This window comes from Kosakonia sp. S57, from assembly GCF_016516575.1.
Classification (GTDB): Bacteria; Pseudomonadota; Gammaproteobacteria; order Enterobacterales; family Enterobacteriaceae; genus Kosakonia; species Kosakonia cowanii.
Genome location: NZ_JACVUL010000009.1, coordinates 115,584 through 132,546, shown reverse-complemented (window position 1 = coordinate 132,546; position 16,963 = coordinate 115,584). Strand labels below are relative to the sequence as shown.

The 16,963-nt window shown below is 52.9% G+C and carries 14 protein-coding genes and 2 pseudogenes; 11 read left to right on the top strand and 5 right to left on the bottom strand.

Annotation, left to right across the window (positions count from 1 at the left end; translation table 11 throughout):
* The first annotated feature begins 111 nt into the window (after positions 1 to 111).
* The 7 genes from iucA to IAE48_RS11060 all read left to right on the top strand — a co-directional run bounded on the left by iucA (position 112) and on the right by IAE48_RS11060 (position 8,953).
* Positions 112 to 1,836 (top strand): aerobactin synthase IucA, encoded by a 1,725-nt coding sequence (iucA, locus tag IAE48_RS11090; protein ID WP_200134385.1) that lies wholly within the window; start codon positions 112 to 114, stop codon positions 1,834 to 1,836.
* Entirely contained in the window at positions 1,837 to 2,784 is a 948-nt protein-coding gene (gene iucB / locus IAE48_RS11085; RefSeq protein WP_200134384.1) for a N(6)-hydroxylysine O-acetyltransferase, read from the top strand. It abuts the gene before it with no gap.
* Positions 2,784 to 4,517, top strand: coding sequence for an aerobactin synthase IucC (gene iucC / locus IAE48_RS11080; RefSeq protein WP_200134464.1), 1,734 nt, complete (start codon positions 2,784 to 2,786; stop codon positions 4,515 to 4,517). Before iucB ends, iucC begins: the two co-directional genes overlap by 1 nt.
* Positions 4,518 to 4,520: 3 nt before the next feature.
* On the top strand, positions 4,521 to 5,855 hold the full coding sequence (iucD, locus tag IAE48_RS11075) for an NADPH-dependent L-lysine N(6)-monooxygenase (RefSeq protein ID WP_200134383.1): 1,335 nt from the start codon (positions 4,521 to 4,523) through the stop codon (positions 5,853 to 5,855).
* A gap of 28 nt (positions 5,856 to 5,883) precedes the next feature.
* The gene (gene iutA / locus IAE48_RS11070; protein ID WP_233631549.1) at positions 5,884 to 8,082 is read left to right on the top strand and encodes a ferric aerobactin receptor IutA; all 2,199 of its coding nucleotides are present in this window, start codon (positions 5,884 to 5,886) and stop codon (positions 8,080 to 8,082) included.
* 114 nt (positions 8,083 to 8,196) lie between these two features.
* Positions 8,197 to 8,496, top strand: coding sequence for a putative quinol monooxygenase (locus tag IAE48_RS11065; RefSeq protein WP_200134382.1), 300 nt, complete (start codon positions 8,197 to 8,199; stop codon positions 8,494 to 8,496).
* 133 nt (positions 8,497 to 8,629) lie between these two features.
* Complete coding sequence (locus IAE48_RS11060; protein ID WP_370569015.1) at positions 8,630 to 8,953, top strand: NIPSNAP family protein; 324 nt, start codon at positions 8,630 to 8,632, stop codon at positions 8,951 to 8,953.
* Positions 8,954 to 9,182: 229 nt separating this feature from the next.
* Here the strand turns inward: IAE48_RS11060 and IAE48_RS11055 are convergent, their stop codons facing one another.
* From IAE48_RS11055 to IAE48_RS11045, 3 genes are all read right to left on the bottom strand, one after another.
* Complete coding sequence (locus tag IAE48_RS11055; RefSeq protein WP_200134380.1) at positions 9,183 to 10,349, bottom strand: PAS domain-containing protein; 1,167 nt, start codon at positions 10,347 to 10,349, stop codon at positions 9,183 to 9,185.
* A gap of 1,416 nt (positions 10,350 to 11,765) precedes the next feature.
* Positions 11,766 to 11,924, bottom strand: a complete 159-nt coding sequence (locus tag IAE48_RS11050) for a type I toxin-antitoxin system Hok family toxin (RefSeq protein WP_200134379.1) — start codon at positions 11,922 to 11,924, stop codon at positions 11,766 to 11,768.
* A 34-nt stretch (positions 11,925 to 11,958) separates the two neighbouring features.
* On the bottom strand, positions 11,959 to 12,099 hold the full coding sequence (locus IAE48_RS11045; RefSeq protein ID WP_200134378.1) for a hypothetical protein: 141 nt from the start codon (positions 12,097 to 12,099) through the stop codon (positions 11,959 to 11,961).
* A gap of 269 nt (positions 12,100 to 12,368) precedes the next feature.
* Here IAE48_RS11045 and IAE48_RS11040 point away from each other — a divergent pair, with 269 nt between their 5' ends.
* Positions 12,369 to 12,815, top strand: coding sequence for a DUF3290 domain-containing protein (locus tag IAE48_RS11040; protein ID WP_200134377.1), 447 nt, complete (start codon positions 12,369 to 12,371; stop codon positions 12,813 to 12,815).
* Positions 12,816 to 12,824: 9 nt separating this feature from the next.
* Positions 12,825 to 13,475, top strand: a complete 651-nt coding sequence (locus IAE48_RS11035) for a DUF421 domain-containing protein (protein ID WP_200134376.1) — start codon at positions 12,825 to 12,827, stop codon at positions 13,473 to 13,475.
* A gap of 177 nt (positions 13,476 to 13,652) precedes the next feature.
* On the opposite strand, the gene IAE48_RS11030 is transcribed toward IAE48_RS11035, so the two are convergent.
* Both IAE48_RS11030 and IAE48_RS11025 read right to left on the bottom strand, forming a co-directional pair.
* Complete coding sequence (locus IAE48_RS11030) at positions 13,653 to 14,432, bottom strand: NAD(P)-binding domain-containing protein (protein ID WP_200134375.1); 780 nt, start codon at positions 14,430 to 14,432, stop codon at positions 13,653 to 13,655.
* Between the two features lie 268 nt (positions 14,433 to 14,700).
* Positions 14,701 to 15,847, bottom strand: a pseudogene (locus IAE48_RS11025) (IS3 family transposase).
* A 46-nt stretch (positions 15,848 to 15,893) separates the two neighbouring features.
* Here IAE48_RS11025 and IAE48_RS11020 point away from each other — a divergent pair.
* Together IAE48_RS11020 and IAE48_RS11015 are read left to right on the top strand one after the other, a co-directional pair.
* Positions 15,894 to 16,174: pseudogene (locus IAE48_RS11020) on the top strand (IS30 family transposase); the annotation flags it as partial.
* A 120-nt stretch (positions 16,175 to 16,294) separates the two neighbouring features.
* Positions 16,295 to 16,744 carry a VOC family protein gene (locus IAE48_RS11015; RefSeq protein WP_200134374.1) on the top strand — a complete coding sequence of 150 codons (450 nt, stop codon included), beginning with the start codon at positions 16,295 to 16,297 and terminating at the stop codon, positions 16,742 to 16,744.
* Positions 16,745 to 16,963: the final 219 nt, after the last annotated feature.

Below are 16,963 nucleotides of genomic sequence, written 5' to 3'. Positions count from 1 at the left end.
AATTGTGATTATTTGTGAAAATATTTATATAGATTCTAACAATTGTTATTGATAATGAGAAACATTATCGTCAGAATTCGCATTATCACAACAAGTGGGATCGGTTTGATTATGACTTTGCCAAAGAAAACTCCGGAATGGGATGTCGCTGCGCAATGCTTTCTGAACGCGCTTATTCGTGAAACTAAAACCTGGCGACTGAGCGAAAGCCAGCCTGCTGAACTGATTATCCCCCTCGACAATCGTCAGGCACTTCACTTCACGGTGGACTACTTCTCACCGACTCAGCACCACCGTTTTGCCTTCCCGGCTCGGTTAGTGAGCGCTTCGCGTCGCGAGCCTGTCGATTTCCCGACATTTTCCCGTCTTATTGTGGACTCGCTCCAGCACACGCTGTCGCTGCCCGCGTCTCACGCCGACGCATTTTACCAGCGCGTCACCCAAAGCCATATGCATACGCAGCAGGCCATTGACGCTCGTCACGACTGGGCCGCCCTGCGCGAGCACGCGTTGAACTTTGGCGAAGCGGAACAGGCGCTGCTGGTGGGCCACGCGTTCCATCCGGCACCAAAATCGCATGAACCCTTTACCCAGCATGAGGCGGAGCGCTACCTGCCGGACTTCGCGCCTCACTTCTCGCTGCGCTGGTTTGCGGTTGATAAAGCGCACATTGCGGGCGACAGCCTGCATCTGAATCTGCAACAGCGCCTGACGCGCTTTGCCGCCGAAAACGCCCCGCAGCTGCTTAGTGAGCTAAGCGATAGCCAGTGGCTTTTCCCGCTGCATCCGTGGCAGGCAACCTATCTACTGGAACAGCCGTGGTGCCAGCATCTGGCGGAACAGGGTCTGCTGCGGGATCTGGGCGAGGCCGGTACGCTGTGGCTGCCGACCACCTCTTCCCGTTCGCTTTACTGCGCCACCAGCCGCGACATGATCAAGTTTTCGCTCAGCGTGCGCCTGACCAACTCCGTGCGCACCCTGTCGGTGAAAGAAGTGGCGCGCGGCATGCGCCTGGCGCGACTGGCGCAAACGGAACGCTGGCAGACGCTGCAAACCCGTTTCCCGACGTTTCAGGTGATGCAGGAGGACGGCTGGAGCGGGCTGCGCGATCTGCACGGCAATATCATGGCTGAAAGCCTGTTTGCCCTGCGTGAAAACCTGCTGGTCGATCGGCCACAAAGCCAGACCAACGTCCTGGTGTCTTTGACGCAGGCAGCACCCGATGGCGGCGATTCGCTGCTGGTCGCGGCTGTCAAACGCCTGAGCGCTCGTCTGGGGATCGCGCCGCAGCAGGCCGCCCACGCGTGGGTTGATGCCTACTGCCAGCAGGTACTGAAGCCGTTGTTCACCGCCGAAGCGGATTACGGTCTGGTCCTGCTGGCGCATCAGCAAAATATCCTGGTGGAGATGCAGCAGGATCTCCCCGTTGGGCTTATCTACCGCGACTGCCAGGGCAGCGCGTTTATGCCACATGCGGCGGGCTGGCTCGATGTTATCGGCGAAGCGCAGGCTGAAAACATCTTCACCCGCGAGCAATTACTGCGCTACTTCCCGTACTACCTGCTGGTGAACTCCACATTCGCCGTTACCGCCGCGCTGGGTGTCGCCGGGTTGGACAGCGAAGTTAACCTGATGTCGCGGGTACGCATACAGCTTAACGCGGTGCGCGAGCAGGTGACACACAAGACCTGTCTCGACTACGTGCTGGAAAGCCCGTTCTGGAACGTGAAAGGCAACTTCTTCTGTTACCTGAACGATCACAACGAAAACACCATCGTCGACCCATCGGTTATATATTTCGATTTCACCAACCCGCTGCTGGCACAGGAGTCCTGAATGCCTATGGCCAATATCGTTCACAGCGGCCACGGCCTGTGCTGTGAAAAACTCGACGCACAGCTGACTCTCAGCTGGGGTCTGGATAACAGCGCGGTGCTGCGCTGTCCGGGTACGCTGCCGGAAGGCTGGCTGCGCGACGCGCTGGACCAGATTTTCATCGCCGCACCGCACATCTCCGCGCTGATTTTGCCTTACGCCGACTGGCGCGAAGAGCCGCAGGCGCTGGCGCTTTTTGCGCATATGCACAGCGACATTATTCATCGCGCCGCGTTCTGGCAGCTCCCGCTCTGGCTGAATGCGCCGTCAAAACAGGCCTCCGGCGAAATGATCTTTGACGCAGAACGGGAAATTTACTTCCCTGCCCGCCCTGCGCGCCCGGAAGGTGAAGTTTATCGTCGCTACGACCCGCGCGTACGTAAAACCCTGAGCTTCCGCGTGGCAGACCCGGCGCTGGACGCCGAACGTTTTACCCGCTGGATGAACGATCCGCGCGTGGAATATTTCTGGGAGCAAGGCGGTTCCCTTGAGCTCCAGACCGCCTATCTCGAACGCCAGCTCACTGGAAAACATGCGTTCCCGTTGATTGGCTGTTTTGACGATCGACCATTCAGCTACTTTGAAATTTACTGGGCTGCGGAAGACCGTATCGGCCGCCACTATACCTGGCAGCCCTACGATCGCGGCCTGCACCTGCTTGTCGGCGAACAGGCCTGGCGCGGCGCGCACTACGTTCAAAGCTGGCTGCGCGGGCTGACGCACTATTTGCTGCTGGATGAACCGTGCACGCAGCGCACGGTGCTGGAGCCGCGCGCCGACAACCAGCGCCTGTTCCGCCACTTCGATCCGGCGGGCTACCGCACGCTGAAAGAGTTCGACTTCCCGCATAAACGTTCGCGCCTGGTGATGACGGATCGCACCCGCTTCTTTACGGAGGTGGGTCTGTGATGAATCGTACGGACTGGGAAATTGTTAACCGCCAGCTGGTGGCGAAAATGCTGGCTGAACTGGAATACGAACAGGTCTTTCACGCCGAGTCACTGGGGGATGACCGTCATGCGATTAATCTGCCGGGCGCGGAGTGGCACTTCAGCGCACAGCGCGGCATCTGGGGCTGGCTGTGGATCGATCCTGCAACGCTGCGCTGTGCCGATGAGCCCGTTGTCGCACAGACGTTGCTGATGCAGCTAAAGTCGGTGTTGTCGATGAGCGATGCCACCGTTGCCGAGCATATGCAGGATCTCTACGCCACGCTGCTGGGCGACCTGCAGCTGCGCAACGCGCGTCGCGGCCTGAGCGCGGAAGACCTTATCGCGCTGGATGCCGATCGGCTGCAGTGCCTGCTCAGCGGTCATCCAAAATTCGCCTTTAATAAGGGCCGTCGCGGCTGGGGACAGGATGCGCTGACACGCTATGCCCCAGAGTACGCCAGTACCTTCCAGCTTCACTGGCTGGCGGTGAAACGCGACAGCATGGTCTGGCGCTGCGACAGCGCGCTGGACAGCGAGCAACTGCTGACGGCGGCGATGGACCCGCAGGAGCGGGCCCGCTTCCATCAGGCCTGGCAGGCGCGCGGGCTGGACAAGAGTTGGCACGCCTTGCCGGTGCATCCGTGGCAGTGGCAGCAAAAAATCGCCCTCGACTTCGTCGCAGATCTGGCGGAGGGGCGCATGGTGTCGCTGGGAGAATTTGGCGACCGCTGGCTCGCCCAGCAGTCGCTGCGCACCCTGACCAACGCCAGCCGCCAGGCCGGGCTGGATATCAAACTGCCGCTGACGATTTACAACACCTCCTGCTATCGCGGCATCCCGGGCAAATATATCGCCGCCGGGCCGCTGGCCTCGCGCTGGCTTCAGCAGGTGTTTGCCGCTGACCCGACGCTGCAACAAAGCGGCGCAGTAATCCTCGGCGAACCGGCGGCGGGCTACGTTTCCCACGAGGGCTACGCCGCGCTGGCGCAGGCCCCGTACCGTTATCAGGAGATGCTCGGCGTTATCTGGCGCGAGAATCCGTGCCGCTGGCTGAAGCCTGATGAAACCCCGATTCTGATGGCGACCCTGATGGAGTGCGACGAGCACAACCGGCCGCTGATTGGCGCGTACATCGCCCAGTCCGGAATGGACGCGGAGGCCTGGCTGTCGCAGATGTTCCGCGTGGTGGTGGTGCCGCTCTACCACCTGCTGTGCCGCTACGGCGTCGCGCTGATCGCTCACGGACAAAATATTACCCTCGCCATGAGAAATGGCGTGCCGCAGCGAGTTCTGTTGAAGGATTTTCAGGGCGACATGCGGCTGGTGAAGGATGAGTTCCCGGAGATGGACTCCCTGCCTCAGGAAGTGCGGGATGTAACCGCCCGCCTGAGCGCCGACTATCTGATTCATGACTTGCAAACCGGCCACTTTGTGACGGTGCTGCGCTTTGTTTCGCCGCTTATGGCCCGCCTCGGCGTGCCGGAGAGACGTTTTTATCAACTGCTGGCGGCAGTGTTGAGTGATTACATGCAGGAGCACCCACAACTGTCGGCGCGTTTCGCGCTTTTCTCACTCTTCAAGCCACAAATCATTCGCGTCGTGCTGAACCCGGTAAAACTGACCTTCCCTGAGCAGGACGGCGGCAGCCGCATGCTGCCAAATTACCTCGAGGATCTGCAAAACCCGCTGTGGCTGGCGACAAAGGATTAAATCATGACAAACACTGTAGATTTCATTGGCGTAGGCATCGGTCCGTTTAACCTGAGCATCGCGGCGTTAGCTCATGAAGCGGAAGACTTCAGCAGTTGCTTCTTCGACGGCCGCACGCAGTTTGCCTGGCATCCGGGTATGCTGGTGCCGGACTGCCATATGCAAACCATGTTCCTGAAAGATCTGGTGAGCGCCGTTGCGCCGACCAGCCCGTACAGCTTTGTGAACTATCTGGTGAAGCGCAAGAAATTTTATCGCTTCCTGACCACCGAGCTGCGCACCGTTTCCCGCGATGAGTTCTCAGACTATCTGCGCTGGGCCGCCGAAGGGATGGATAACCTGCGTTTCAACAATACGGTGGAGCGCATCGCGTTTGACGATAGCCGCCAGCTTTTCTCCGTGCGAACCAGCCAGGGCGAAACCTTCGCCCGCCACGTCTGCCTGGGCATTGGCAAGCAGCCGCACCTGCCAGCCTGCGTGAAAAGCGCCTCGCCGACCTGCTTCCACGCCAGCGAAATGAGCCTGCGCCAGCCCAACCTGAGCGGTAAGCGGGTGACGGTGGTCGGTGGCGGGCAAAGCGGCGCGGACCTGTTCCTCAACGCCCTGCGCGGGGAATGGGGCGACATTGCAGAGATTAGCTGGGTGTCGCGTCGCAATAACTTTAACGCGCTGGATGAAGCAGCGTTCGCCAATGAGTATTTCACTCCGGAGTACGTGTCCGGCTTTGTCGGGCTGGATCACGCCGCGCGCCAGAAGATGCTTGACGAGCAGAAAATGACCTCTGACGGTATTACTGCCGAGTCGCTGCTGACGATTTATCGCGAGCTGTACCACCGCTTCGAGGTGCTCGGCCTGCCGCGTAACGCCCGTCTGATGCCGAGCCGGTCGGTCACCGGTCTTGAAAACCGGAGCCAGGGCTGGCAGCTGCTTCTGGAGCATCATCTGGATAAAGGCTACGACACGCTGGAGAGCGACGTGGTGATTTTCGCCACCGGCTACCGCCCTGCGCTGCCGCAGATGCTGTCGCCGCTGATGTCGCGCATTGCTTTGCGCGACGAATGCAATTTCAACGTGCGGGACGATTTCACCATTGAATGGGACGGCCCGAAAGAGAATCACCTGTTCGCCGTTAACGCCAGCATGCAGACCCACGGTATTGCCGAGCCGCAGCTTAGCCTGATGGCGTGGCGCGCCGCCTGTATTCTGAATCGCGCGATGGGGCGTGATTTGTTCGATCTCAGTACGTCGCCCGCGCTGATTCAGTGGTGCAGCGGGAGCCGGGAAAAACCGCAGCCGGAGGCTGCTCCTTTAACTCGCTACACAGCATCTTTGGGCTGACATTTTCCGCCCGTGTGAAGGAATGATAATGATAACCAAAAAGCATACGCTCTGGGCTCTTAACCCGCTTCTGCTCGCCATGATGGCGCCCGCGGTCGCGCAGCAGAGCAGCGACGACACGCTGGTGGTTTCCGCCAACCGCACCAACCGTACGGTAGCGGAAATGGCGCAAACCACCTGGGTGATTGAAAAAGCCGAACTGGAGCAGCAGATCCAGGGCGGTAAAGAGCTGAAAGACGCGCTGGCCCAGCTGATCCCCGGACTTGATGTCAGCAGCCAGAGCCGTACCAACTACGGAATGAACGTGCGCGGCCGTCCGCTGGTCGTGCTGGTGGATGGCGTGCGTCTGAACTCGTCGCGCACCGACAGCCGCCAGCTCGATTCCATCGACCCGTTCAATATCGACCACGTTGAAGTGATCTCCGGGGCCACCGCGCTGTACGGCGGCGGCAGCACCGGCGGCCTGATCAATATTGTGACGAAAAAAGGCCAGCCGGATACCCAGGTGGAATTTGAGACGGGGATTAAGAGCGGTTTTAACAGCAGCAAAGATCACGATGAGCGCGTTGCCAGCGCCATCTCCGGCGGCAACGACCATATCTCCGGGCGCGCATCGGTAGCGTACCAGAAGTTCGGCGGCTGGTTTGACGGTAACGGCGACGCGACGCTGCTCGATAACACCCAGACCGGCCTACAGTATTCCGACCGTCTGGACGTGATGGGCACCGGGATGCTGAATATCGACGATACCCAACAGCTTCAGTTGGTGACCCAATATTATAAAAGCAAGGGTGACGACGATTACGGGCTGAACCTCGGGAAAGATTTTTCGGCAATCAGCGGCGCGACCAGGCCATACGTCAGCAGCGGCCTGAATTCAGACCGTATTCCGGGCACCGAGCGTCATCTCATCAGCCTGCAATACTCGAACAGCGATTTTCTCGGTCACGAGCTGGTCGGCCAGGTATATTACCGCGACGAATCGCTGCTGTTTTATCCGTTCCCGACAGTCAACGCGAACAAGCAGGCTAGCGCGTTCTCCTCCTCGCAGCAGGACACGGACCAGTACGGCGCGAAGCTCACCCTCAACAGCAAACCGCTGGACGGCTTGCTGCTGACCTACGGGCTGGATGCGGATCACGAGCGCTTTACCTCTAACCAGATGTTCTTCGATCTGGCCAACGCAAACGCTTCCGGCGGGATGAATAACCAGCGGATTTACACCACCGGGCGCTATCCGGGGTACGACATCACTAACCTGGCGGCCTTCCTGCAGTCCAGCTATGACATCAACGATATCTTTACCCTAAGCGGCGGCGTGCGCTATCAGTACACCGAGAACAAGATTGATGATTTCATTGGCTACGCACAGCAACAGCAGATTGCCGCCGGAAAGGTGCAGTCCGCCGATGCGATCCCGGGCGGGTCGGTCGATTACGATAACTTCTTGTTTAACGCCGGTCTGCTGGTTCACCTGACCGAACGCCAGCAGACGTGGTTCAACTTCTCCCAGGGCGTGGAGCTGCCGGACCCGGGTAAATACTACGGGCGCGGCACCTATGGCGCAGCGGTGAACGGGCACCTTCCGCTGACCAACAGCGTGAATGTGAACGACAGCCAGCTGGAAGGCGTGAAGGTCAACTCCTACGAGCTGGGCTGGCGCTACTCCGGCGATAATCTGCGTACGCAAATCGCGGCCTACTACTCGATTTCCGACAAGAGCGTGCAGGCGAATAAAGATCTGACCATCAGCGTGGTCGATGACAAGCGCCGTATCTACGGCGTGGAAGGCGCGGTAGACTACTTTATCCCGGACACCGACTGGAGCACCGGCGCGAACTTCAACGTGCTGAAAACCGAGTCTAAAGTGAACGGCAGCTGGGAAAAGTATGATGTGAAGGTGGCGAGCCCGTCGAAAGCGACGGCCTACATCGGCTGGGCGCCGGATCCGTGGATCCTGCGCGTACAGAGCACCACGTCCTTCGACGTCAGCGACGCTCAGGGCTACAAAATCGATGGTTACACCACGATTGATCTGCTCGGTAGCTATGAGCTGCCGGTGGGTAAACTCAGCTTCAGCGTGGAGAACGTTTTCGATCGCGACTACACCACTGTCTGGGGCCAGCGCGCGCCGCTGTACTACAGCCCGGGCTACGGTCCTGAGTCGCTGTACAACTACAAAGGGCGTGGCCGCACCTTTGGTCTGAACTACTCCCTGCTATTCTAAGTCCTACCCTGCTCTGCCCGGCGTCTGCCGGGCATGCGGTAGACGCTGAAACACAAACCAAAGAGCTGTTTACACCCTGCCGGTATGGCTACCTGTTTGAATAAAGGAGTCCGTATGCTTAAGGTCATCGCCGAGAATTTTATCAAACCCGAGTACGTTGACACCGTTCTCCCTTTCTACCGCGAACTTGTCGCAGCAACGAAGAAAGAGCCTCTGTGTATTGCTTATGATTTGTATCGGGATGAAAAGGAGCCGGGGCATTTTATTTTCATTGAAGAGTGGCCCGATCGGGCAGCACTTGATACGCACTGCGCCAGCGAGCATTTCACCCGGCATGTGCCTTTGATTGATCGGTACGCGCGTAAAGCGGCGCAGTACATCCTCATGGATGCTCGGGTAGACCCGCAGGGATAGAGCCCGCTCCTGGTTCACCGCGGTGGAGATTACGGCCCGCTGTGAGCGAGGAGAGGACAGTTGTAGTTTTCACGGCAAATGGGAATTTTACTTACTCTTTGAATAGTGTATAAAAATAGGATCTTATTTTTACATGAGGGAAAAAATGATCACTTGTCACGTCAAATATATTATCGATCCCTATCAATTACATGAGTTTGAGAATTATGCTTCGAAATGGATCGAAATTGTGGAGTTGATGGGGGGCATCCATCACGGCTATTTCTTACCATCAGAAGGAGCAAATAACATAGCGTACTGTTTATTCAGCTTCCATAGCCTGGCGCAGTACGAAGAGTACAGGCTAGCCCTTCTTAATAAGGCTGAATGTGTCGAACTGTTCAATGAAGCTAACCAGAAAAAGTTTATCCTTAGCTACGAGCGTAGCTTCATGAAGCCATTACTGTCTGACAAATAGCATTCGCATGAAGTGCTGTGACATGGCCTGCATACAATGTAATGCAGGGGCTGAATCTGATAAGTCACTGTATTTCACACAACGTCCGCACCTGGCACAAAGTGGACTTTACCGACTGTGTGCCAACCGATCAAACCTGAGCACATTAAATTCAGGTTTCAAGAGAGCACACTTCCCGGGAACAAACCAGAAAGCGTGCGTACTTAATCAAAAGGCGTATCAATGATCGTTAAAGGCGTGAGGAAGCATCCAGCCGGACCTGCAGGCGGCTTATGTTTTCGGTTATCTCAGCGGTTCTGTCCGCCAGTACGCGTATTTCACTGGCAATGACTGAAAATCCTCGCCCCTGAACGCCCGCTCTTGCGGCTTCAATGCTGGCGTTCAGCGAGATGAGTTTTATCTGGGCGGCTATACTGGCATTTTCAGAGACCAGCTCGGCAATTTCACCGACTGAGGTTACAGCCTCATCTTTACGCTGACGTTCATGCGTAGCCTGAACTTCCTGGTCTTTCAGCGTCTGAATATCAATTAATGCTCCTACTGCGCGCAGCGGTACACCATTTTTGTCCCGCCGGGTCTGACCGCGGGCACGGAACCATCGGTAATTGCCGTTCTTAAGCCTGATGCGGTATTCAACGTCATAACCTGTTGAGCCTGAATGGTCGTTAAGGTGTTTTATAAACGAGTCCAGAGTGTGCTGACTGTCATCGGAATGGAGACGCGAAGCCCAGCTATCAATAACATCAGGAAACTCTTCAACGGTTTCAAACCCCAGCAGCTTCCTGAACTGCGGTGACCACCAGAATACGTTGTTCTGATGTAAAGGGTCACCATTGATAATCTGAAGATCCCAGAGCCCGTCATTCAGCATTTCACGTGACAGGTTGAAGCGGGTCATAACAATGTCATACTCACTCTCGTAATCAACCTTATCGCTGATGTTCACCAGTATACCCATCAGCCTATGATTCTGACCGTCCGGGCTGCGCTCACGGCTTACAGTAACCTGGAACCACTCATAACTGCCGCCTGCTGTTCTAAAACGACATTTAAGCATTGCGCCGGGAGAAATATGGCGCTGCGCGTTTTGTAAAAGTTGTCTGAAATGGCTTTTATCCTCTCCATGAACAAGCGAGCAGAGCGCTGAGAGAGTAAGTGAAACATTGTTCTCTTCTGACAAACCAAATGGTGTTACAGATGAAATCCATAAAGGAGTATTGTCTGTTATTTCTTTACTCTCACATACCCATAATATTTCTGGAAGCAGAGCTGAAAAACTCTCCAGACGGTCAGGTAACGTACTGAGTTGCCTGAACTCTTCGTCTGATTTTTCAGGTAACACTGGTAATGTGACCTCTGGTATGGGCGGTGGCTTTCTGAAAAATCTACCCAACATAATTGCTTCCTGTTAGTAATAATTAAGTGGCAGATATGTTATCGGCCAGGTCACAGATTGCATGAGTAAAGTAAAAATTTTACTACTGTTTACGCATTCAGCTTTGCCTGTGGATGTTCTACGGTAAACACCTGATCCATGATTCATGACTTTGTTCATCTAAATCAGGATGACTCAGGTATTGTTCGCTTTTGACAAGAAGCGGACAGAAAGCAGAGCAATAGGAACAAACAGCGGACGTCATACATGACAGAGAGCAACAGGCTCAGATAAGCAGACGCTACCTGATGGGAACAGAACCTATTCGGACGATAGATACATGACAGTACATCTGAGATAACCAGTAACCCGGTAAAGGCACGGATTCATCCTGCTTTTGCCGGGTTGGGCAAGCCTGGCGGGACCGGGCGCGTCAGTGATGTGCTTTATAAATTGCATTCATAATCTGCACCGGTGAAGCCTAGTGATGGTTCCGGGCGAGGCATTCCTGACCGGCATGATAATCAGTCATGGCGTACCCGTGAGTTCCAGCACCTGCGTGAGCGCATCATTTTTTTCCAGAACAGGGACATTGCCTACGGCGTTCAGCTCATCCACGCCAGCGGCGTGAGCAGCCGCCTTTATATCGGCTGTCGTCAGGTGCCCCTCTATATGCACGATGCCCGGTGTGATAAATCCCGTTGTGGTAGGTCAGGTAGCCATTTGCACATTTGATTTTCCAGACCCCGATACCGTACTGCCCCGCCCGGGGAGGACCCGGCCGGTAAGGATACGGAGCTGAAGGTGGCGTGTTCCGTGTTGTTGTTAACTGAGGGAGGCAAAAAAAACCAGTCCGGGCAGGGACTGGTCAGGAGTAGCAAATAGCTGATTCACACTTTGTCCGGTATTGTTACTCTTCCCTTTACCGAATCACTCCGGCGCAGAACCCTTCCGGAAGCCTCCTGGCTTCACACCGTACCGGTATTCACCGCAGCTCTCTTCCCGTCCCTTAACTGCGTATTCACCAGAGCATTGTGTCCATCCGGATCTCGTGTCCCCTGACTATAGCTGCTCCTCACCCGTTCTGTGTGACCGGCACCTGATTTCTGCCACAATGTCCGGGGCGTACCAGACGCCGCCTGAAAGTATATTCTCCGGTTATGGTTCCTGTTCCGGCGACAAGCGAAACGCACTGATTTACACTGGTTTTCCTGTAATGAAGGCTGTTTAGCCCCTCTTACGGTGTACCGGATTTTGCACCGTAAGGGGTCTTTTTTGTCGGGCACATCCGTGTTGCTGATGCCAGCATCCTGGTATTCAGCGCCGTGGCAGAAACAGAATGGGGCTGCCAGCGAACTGACAGCCCCACTATAAAGGCGCTTTCGGCCCCCGACCCATCAGCCCTGAAATGGCGGGGTTTCCCCCGCCACCAGGTTGCTACTTACCGGATTCGTAAGCCATTAAAGCGGCCACCTCCCTGCTTCCGTCCCTGTAGCGAATTTCGCAGAGCGATTTACGCGTCAGCCAGGTGAATACCAGCAGTGTGATACACACTATCAGCACGCACCAGATGAAAGAGTTCGGTGTCAGCTTCATAGCCTCATCTCATTGCCTTACGGGGGGTAAAGGGCTACTCTGATGTTGTCGAGACATAGAGTTGGCCCTGTTGGTTAATTGAAAAAACACCTTCGGGGCTTTCTTCTTTCTGCCTCAGTACAACCAGCATCACTGCCAGCGGCATCAGGCAAAAAGCCTCAAGCGCCGGTGCCATTATACCGCACCCGGCACACACGCCACCAGGCCTCGCGCCGATATTACCGCAACCGGTACCGCGTATTCACACTTCGTCAGGACACCGCATGACCTAATAATATTGAGATGCCTTGAGTCATAACAAACAAGTCACTATAGTTGGCTTAAGGATAATGACAAATTTCAGCTGATAACTAATAATTAGCTGCAAAGTAACACCATAACGAGTAATGGCGGTGTTTTACTATAATAAAAATGTGGTTTTGAGGGGTTAGGGATTAAACTTATATGAAATTTTATAGCATAGATTATCTACAACTGCAGTCTAATATCAATGATTATTTAAAATACATAGTTATATTTAGTACTTTGTTTATCTTGATCGTTGTTTTTAGCCTGTATATGCGTCATCGCCTGCAAACTAAATATCGTGACTTAACAATCATAGTTTTCTTGTTTTTGCTCTTCATTTCTGGTGTTCAGTATGCTGATTATACTGATAGTCGAAATATACATTCCCAATCCTCACAAATGGTTAACTTTGTTAGGCTGCTGGCACAAAAAAATGATGTGAATGTAAATGCTATATTTTCCAGTTCCGTACAACTCTCTGATGGCATTATCGTTAAAATTAGTAATGTTTTTTATCGCGTCAATTTGAGTCCGAATCAAAAAACATACAACTTAGTAGAAGTTTCGTTAGTAAACCCAGAAATAGAAATCATAAAAAACTGAGGTGTGGAAGTGATAATTTATTTACCTATCATTATAAAGTTGGGCCTGGGGATACTGTGTTTAATTGTTCAAATAAATCTTATGGGGAAAGGAAATCTGGCCCCCTCATCTGCAATGGACCAGGTTCAAAACTATGTGCTGGGGGGAATTATAGGAGGCGTAATCTACAACGAATCTATAACAGTACTTCAATTTATTCTGGTCCTAATCATATGGACTCTTTTGGTCTTTGCTCTTAAATTCTTGAAAGAAAACAATCGATTAATTAAAAGGATGATTGATGGAAAACCGATTACTTTAGTACACAATGGCAGTGTTAATGTTAAGGAGTGTTTACGGAATGGTGTTTCTGCAAATGACCTAATGTTCAAATTAAGAGCAAATGGAATTTACGAGATAGAACAACTAAAACGCGTCGTCCTCGAACAGAATGGGCAATTAACCATCATACAAAGTGGCGATGAAAATATACGTTACCCAATTATAGTGGACGGTTTGGCCAATCATGATCTGTTAGAAATCCTTAATAAAGACAATGAATGGTTAGAAACTGAAGTTACAAAGAAAGGCTTTAGTAAAATCAGTGAGGTATATTTAGGTGAGTACTTGTCGGGTAGGATTAATTTATACGGATATGAAAAAATAACATGCAAAAATTAACGCCGTTTTATCAGGAGGCAGTCATTTCTGATGTGTCTCTGCCTGAGAACACTGACATTAACGTCCGCTCTTGGCACACAGCGGACGTTGAAAAAGCCATACGTCTGCCCTGTCCTGTTCCCCTGAGGAGCGCCGGCACCGGCTCTGGATAAATCCCCCGCAAAGTGGGATCTGACACTATTTTTTTGACGAGAGTTGAGAGGCAGTTAGTGACTCTGAAACCTTGTTCGCAGCATCAATCCAGGGTTGCAACGACCGTTGCTGCTCAAGAATGTCTACCCCCTGCGCCGTATAGGTTCCCTCCGTTGCGATAGCTTTCAGCATCGTACCTAGAGGTTTTTGGCTATTGTGGCCTGCATATTCTGCACAATCGCGCATGGCACCAAGTACCAGCGCGCGGGCGTCATTTTGGGCCATCCCTTTTTCCAATAACCAGTTTTGCAGCCCGTCAGCAAGATGGTAAAACCAGCCGTTCATACACATACTGACCGTTGCCAGTTCAAACGCATCCTCGGTGTCCAGTACGGTAACCTCTCCCAGCACAGAGAAATAACGCACAACCTCATTTTCATAGGCGGAAAGCACCACCGTGGAGCGGTTTATTTCAGCAGCGTAGGTGAGCATCATTCTGATAATACGATCATGCCTGAACAGTGCCTGCAAATGCGGGATACTGACGCCGGCAACAAGGGAAATGACGGTCTGTCCGGGGCGTAAAATAATCTCCGATGCCAGCTGCGGCAAAGCATCGGGCCGAACGCCAACGATCAGATTATCTGCCCGGTCAACCACCGACTGATTACTCTTTGCCACCTGGCAGCCATAAGCATCTCGCAACTTTTCTGCCCGCGCAGCGTTTCTCGGTGAAAGGATGATTTCCGCAGCGGTCTGCGCCCGGTAAAACCCGGCTACAATTTTTTCAGTCAAATCGCCTACACCGAGTATACCCGTTCTCATTTATCACTCCCTCAATCTGTATCAGCACCGTAGACAGAATATAAACGCAGAGGCGTGTGACCAGCCCCCCCACAGATTAGTACATTCCAATATTAGCAGCGTCTGCTTTGAGCTGTGAGTTCAACGGGTCGATGCAACGCTATCCTTGATCAAGGGGGATGTTGCCATGAAACGAAGAACTCGCATTTACTACACGCCAGAACAAAAGGCGATTATCTGGGACAGATACAAGCAAGGTGATTCTCTGCATTGAATCGCCACAGATAATCTAGACACTTCTGAGCCGTTGATAATATAGATTCTCATATTCAGTCGGTGGCATCTGCTCGCTCGAATCATGCCGACGCATACTGTTATAAAAATTTCGATGTAATCAAAAATATCGCTTCTGGCTTCGTCTCTCGTTCCGTAGATCTTTCTCTTAATCCGTTCGCGTTTCAGTACCTGAAAAAAGCTCTCCGCAACCGCGTTATCGTGACAGTTACCGCGACGACTCATGCTGCTTTCAAGACCGTGTGATTTCAGGAACGACTGCCACTCATGGCTAGTGTATTGACTGCCCTGATCAGAGTGAACCAGTACCTGTTTTTGAGGATTACGCCTCCACACCGCCATAAGTAATGCGTTCAGGACAATCTCTTTCGTCATGCGGGGTTGCATTGACCAGCCGATAACTTTTCGGGAGAACAGGTCAACCACCACGGCCAGATACAGCCAGCCTTCGTGGGTTCGGATGTAGGTTATGTCCGTTACCCAACTCACATCCGGCGAGTCCGGATTGAACTGCCGCTGGAGCCTGTTGGGTGCAATGATGCTGGCTTCGCCTTTACGTGCCCGTGGGCCACGGTACCCAACCTGAGCTTTAATTCCGGCACGCTTCATCAGCCGTCAGACCCGGTTCACTCCGCACTGCTCCCCGGTATCACGAAGATCAATATGGATCTTGCGATAACCATAGACGCAGCCAGAATCAAGCCAGAACTGTTTGATCTGCCCGGTCAGCAACTGGTCTGCCTGGTGACGCTGTGAATATGGCTGCTGAAGCCAGAAATAAAATCCACTCGGATGGACATCCAGGACCCGGCAGAGCAAGCGAACAGGCCAGCAACAGCTGTTGTTGCGGATAAAGGCGTACCTCAGTCGGACAGCTTTGCGAAGTACGCCGCGGCTTTTTTTAATATGTCTCGTTCGTCGGTAACCCGCTTCAGCTCTATCTGGAGGCGGCGGATCTCGGCCTGAGAATCTAACTGGTCATTATTTGTGGAAGAATCCGGACCGTACTTCTTTATCCAGGCGTAAAGGCTGTGGGTGGTGACATCGAGGCGTGTTGCAACGCTGGAAACAGAATGACCACGATAAACAACTTGTTTGACTGCTTCAATTTTAAACTCTTCAGGATAACGCTTACCGCTCATGTGCACCTCTCTGTAAGTCATCTTAAATGACTCTGAGGTGTCTGTTAAATCCGTGGCGATTCATCGAGGCGCTGAAATGACCAGCCACACTCGATTTACTGTAGCGACAGACATACAGATTTATTTCTGTGATCCTCAATCTACATGGCAACGTGGCTCAAATGAAAATACGAACAGGCTACTCAGACAATATTCTCCAAAAGGAACGTTCACAGCCAGCAAAGACTTAACTGTGTTGCCAGACAGCTAAATGAAAGACCGAGAAAAACGCTAGACTATGATTCACCCGCAGAGCGGTTTGATAAGTGTGTTGCATCCATCGGTTGAACTCACAGCGAAAAGCGGACATTCACATCTAATATATAGGGGAAAATTTAATATCTTGACCTTAAGTGTACTTAAGGTTTTAGAGTAAAGCTTTTGGCTCCGAATAGGTAAATCATAGATATGAAAAAGATAGATATTGGTTTTACGCACGTTGCTTTTGTCGTAAGAGAATTAGATAAAAGTATTGCATTCTATGAGCGCTATGCCGGTATGTCTGTTGTCCACCGGCGCGAACCTGATGTTCCGGATGCCCGTAAAGTGGCTTGGCTAAGCGACCACACCCGCCCATTTGCGCTGGTTTTAGTTCAGGCGGACAATGTGACTGATACCCCCTTGGGTCATTTCGGCCATCTGGGCGTTGCCTGTGCCGACCGCGAAGAAATTGAAAGGAAAACAGGTATGGCCCGGGATGAAGGTGTGTTACGTAAAGAGCCTGAAGATATCGGAGAACCTGTGGGTTATTACGTTTTCTTCGCTGACCCTGATGGTAATACTCTGGAGCTTTCTTATGGGCAACAGGTTGGGCTTGAAGCAATCCGAAGTCGCACGTCTAACCAACCAATTGGTTAGAAGGTTACTTATACTTTGAAGTGCTTTTCCCGGTAGTAAGTAACCTTATATAAAAGAATGATTATTGTCCGCTATGAGCGATAAGCGGACGTAAAATGATGGCAACAGGGAAGCTCTTCTACATTAAACATAACAACCTGATGTGGCATCTAAGTGAGAAGGAACTACCCTCTGTATGAGTCATCCAGGTTGTTAACCAGAGGGTAAACATGAGAAATA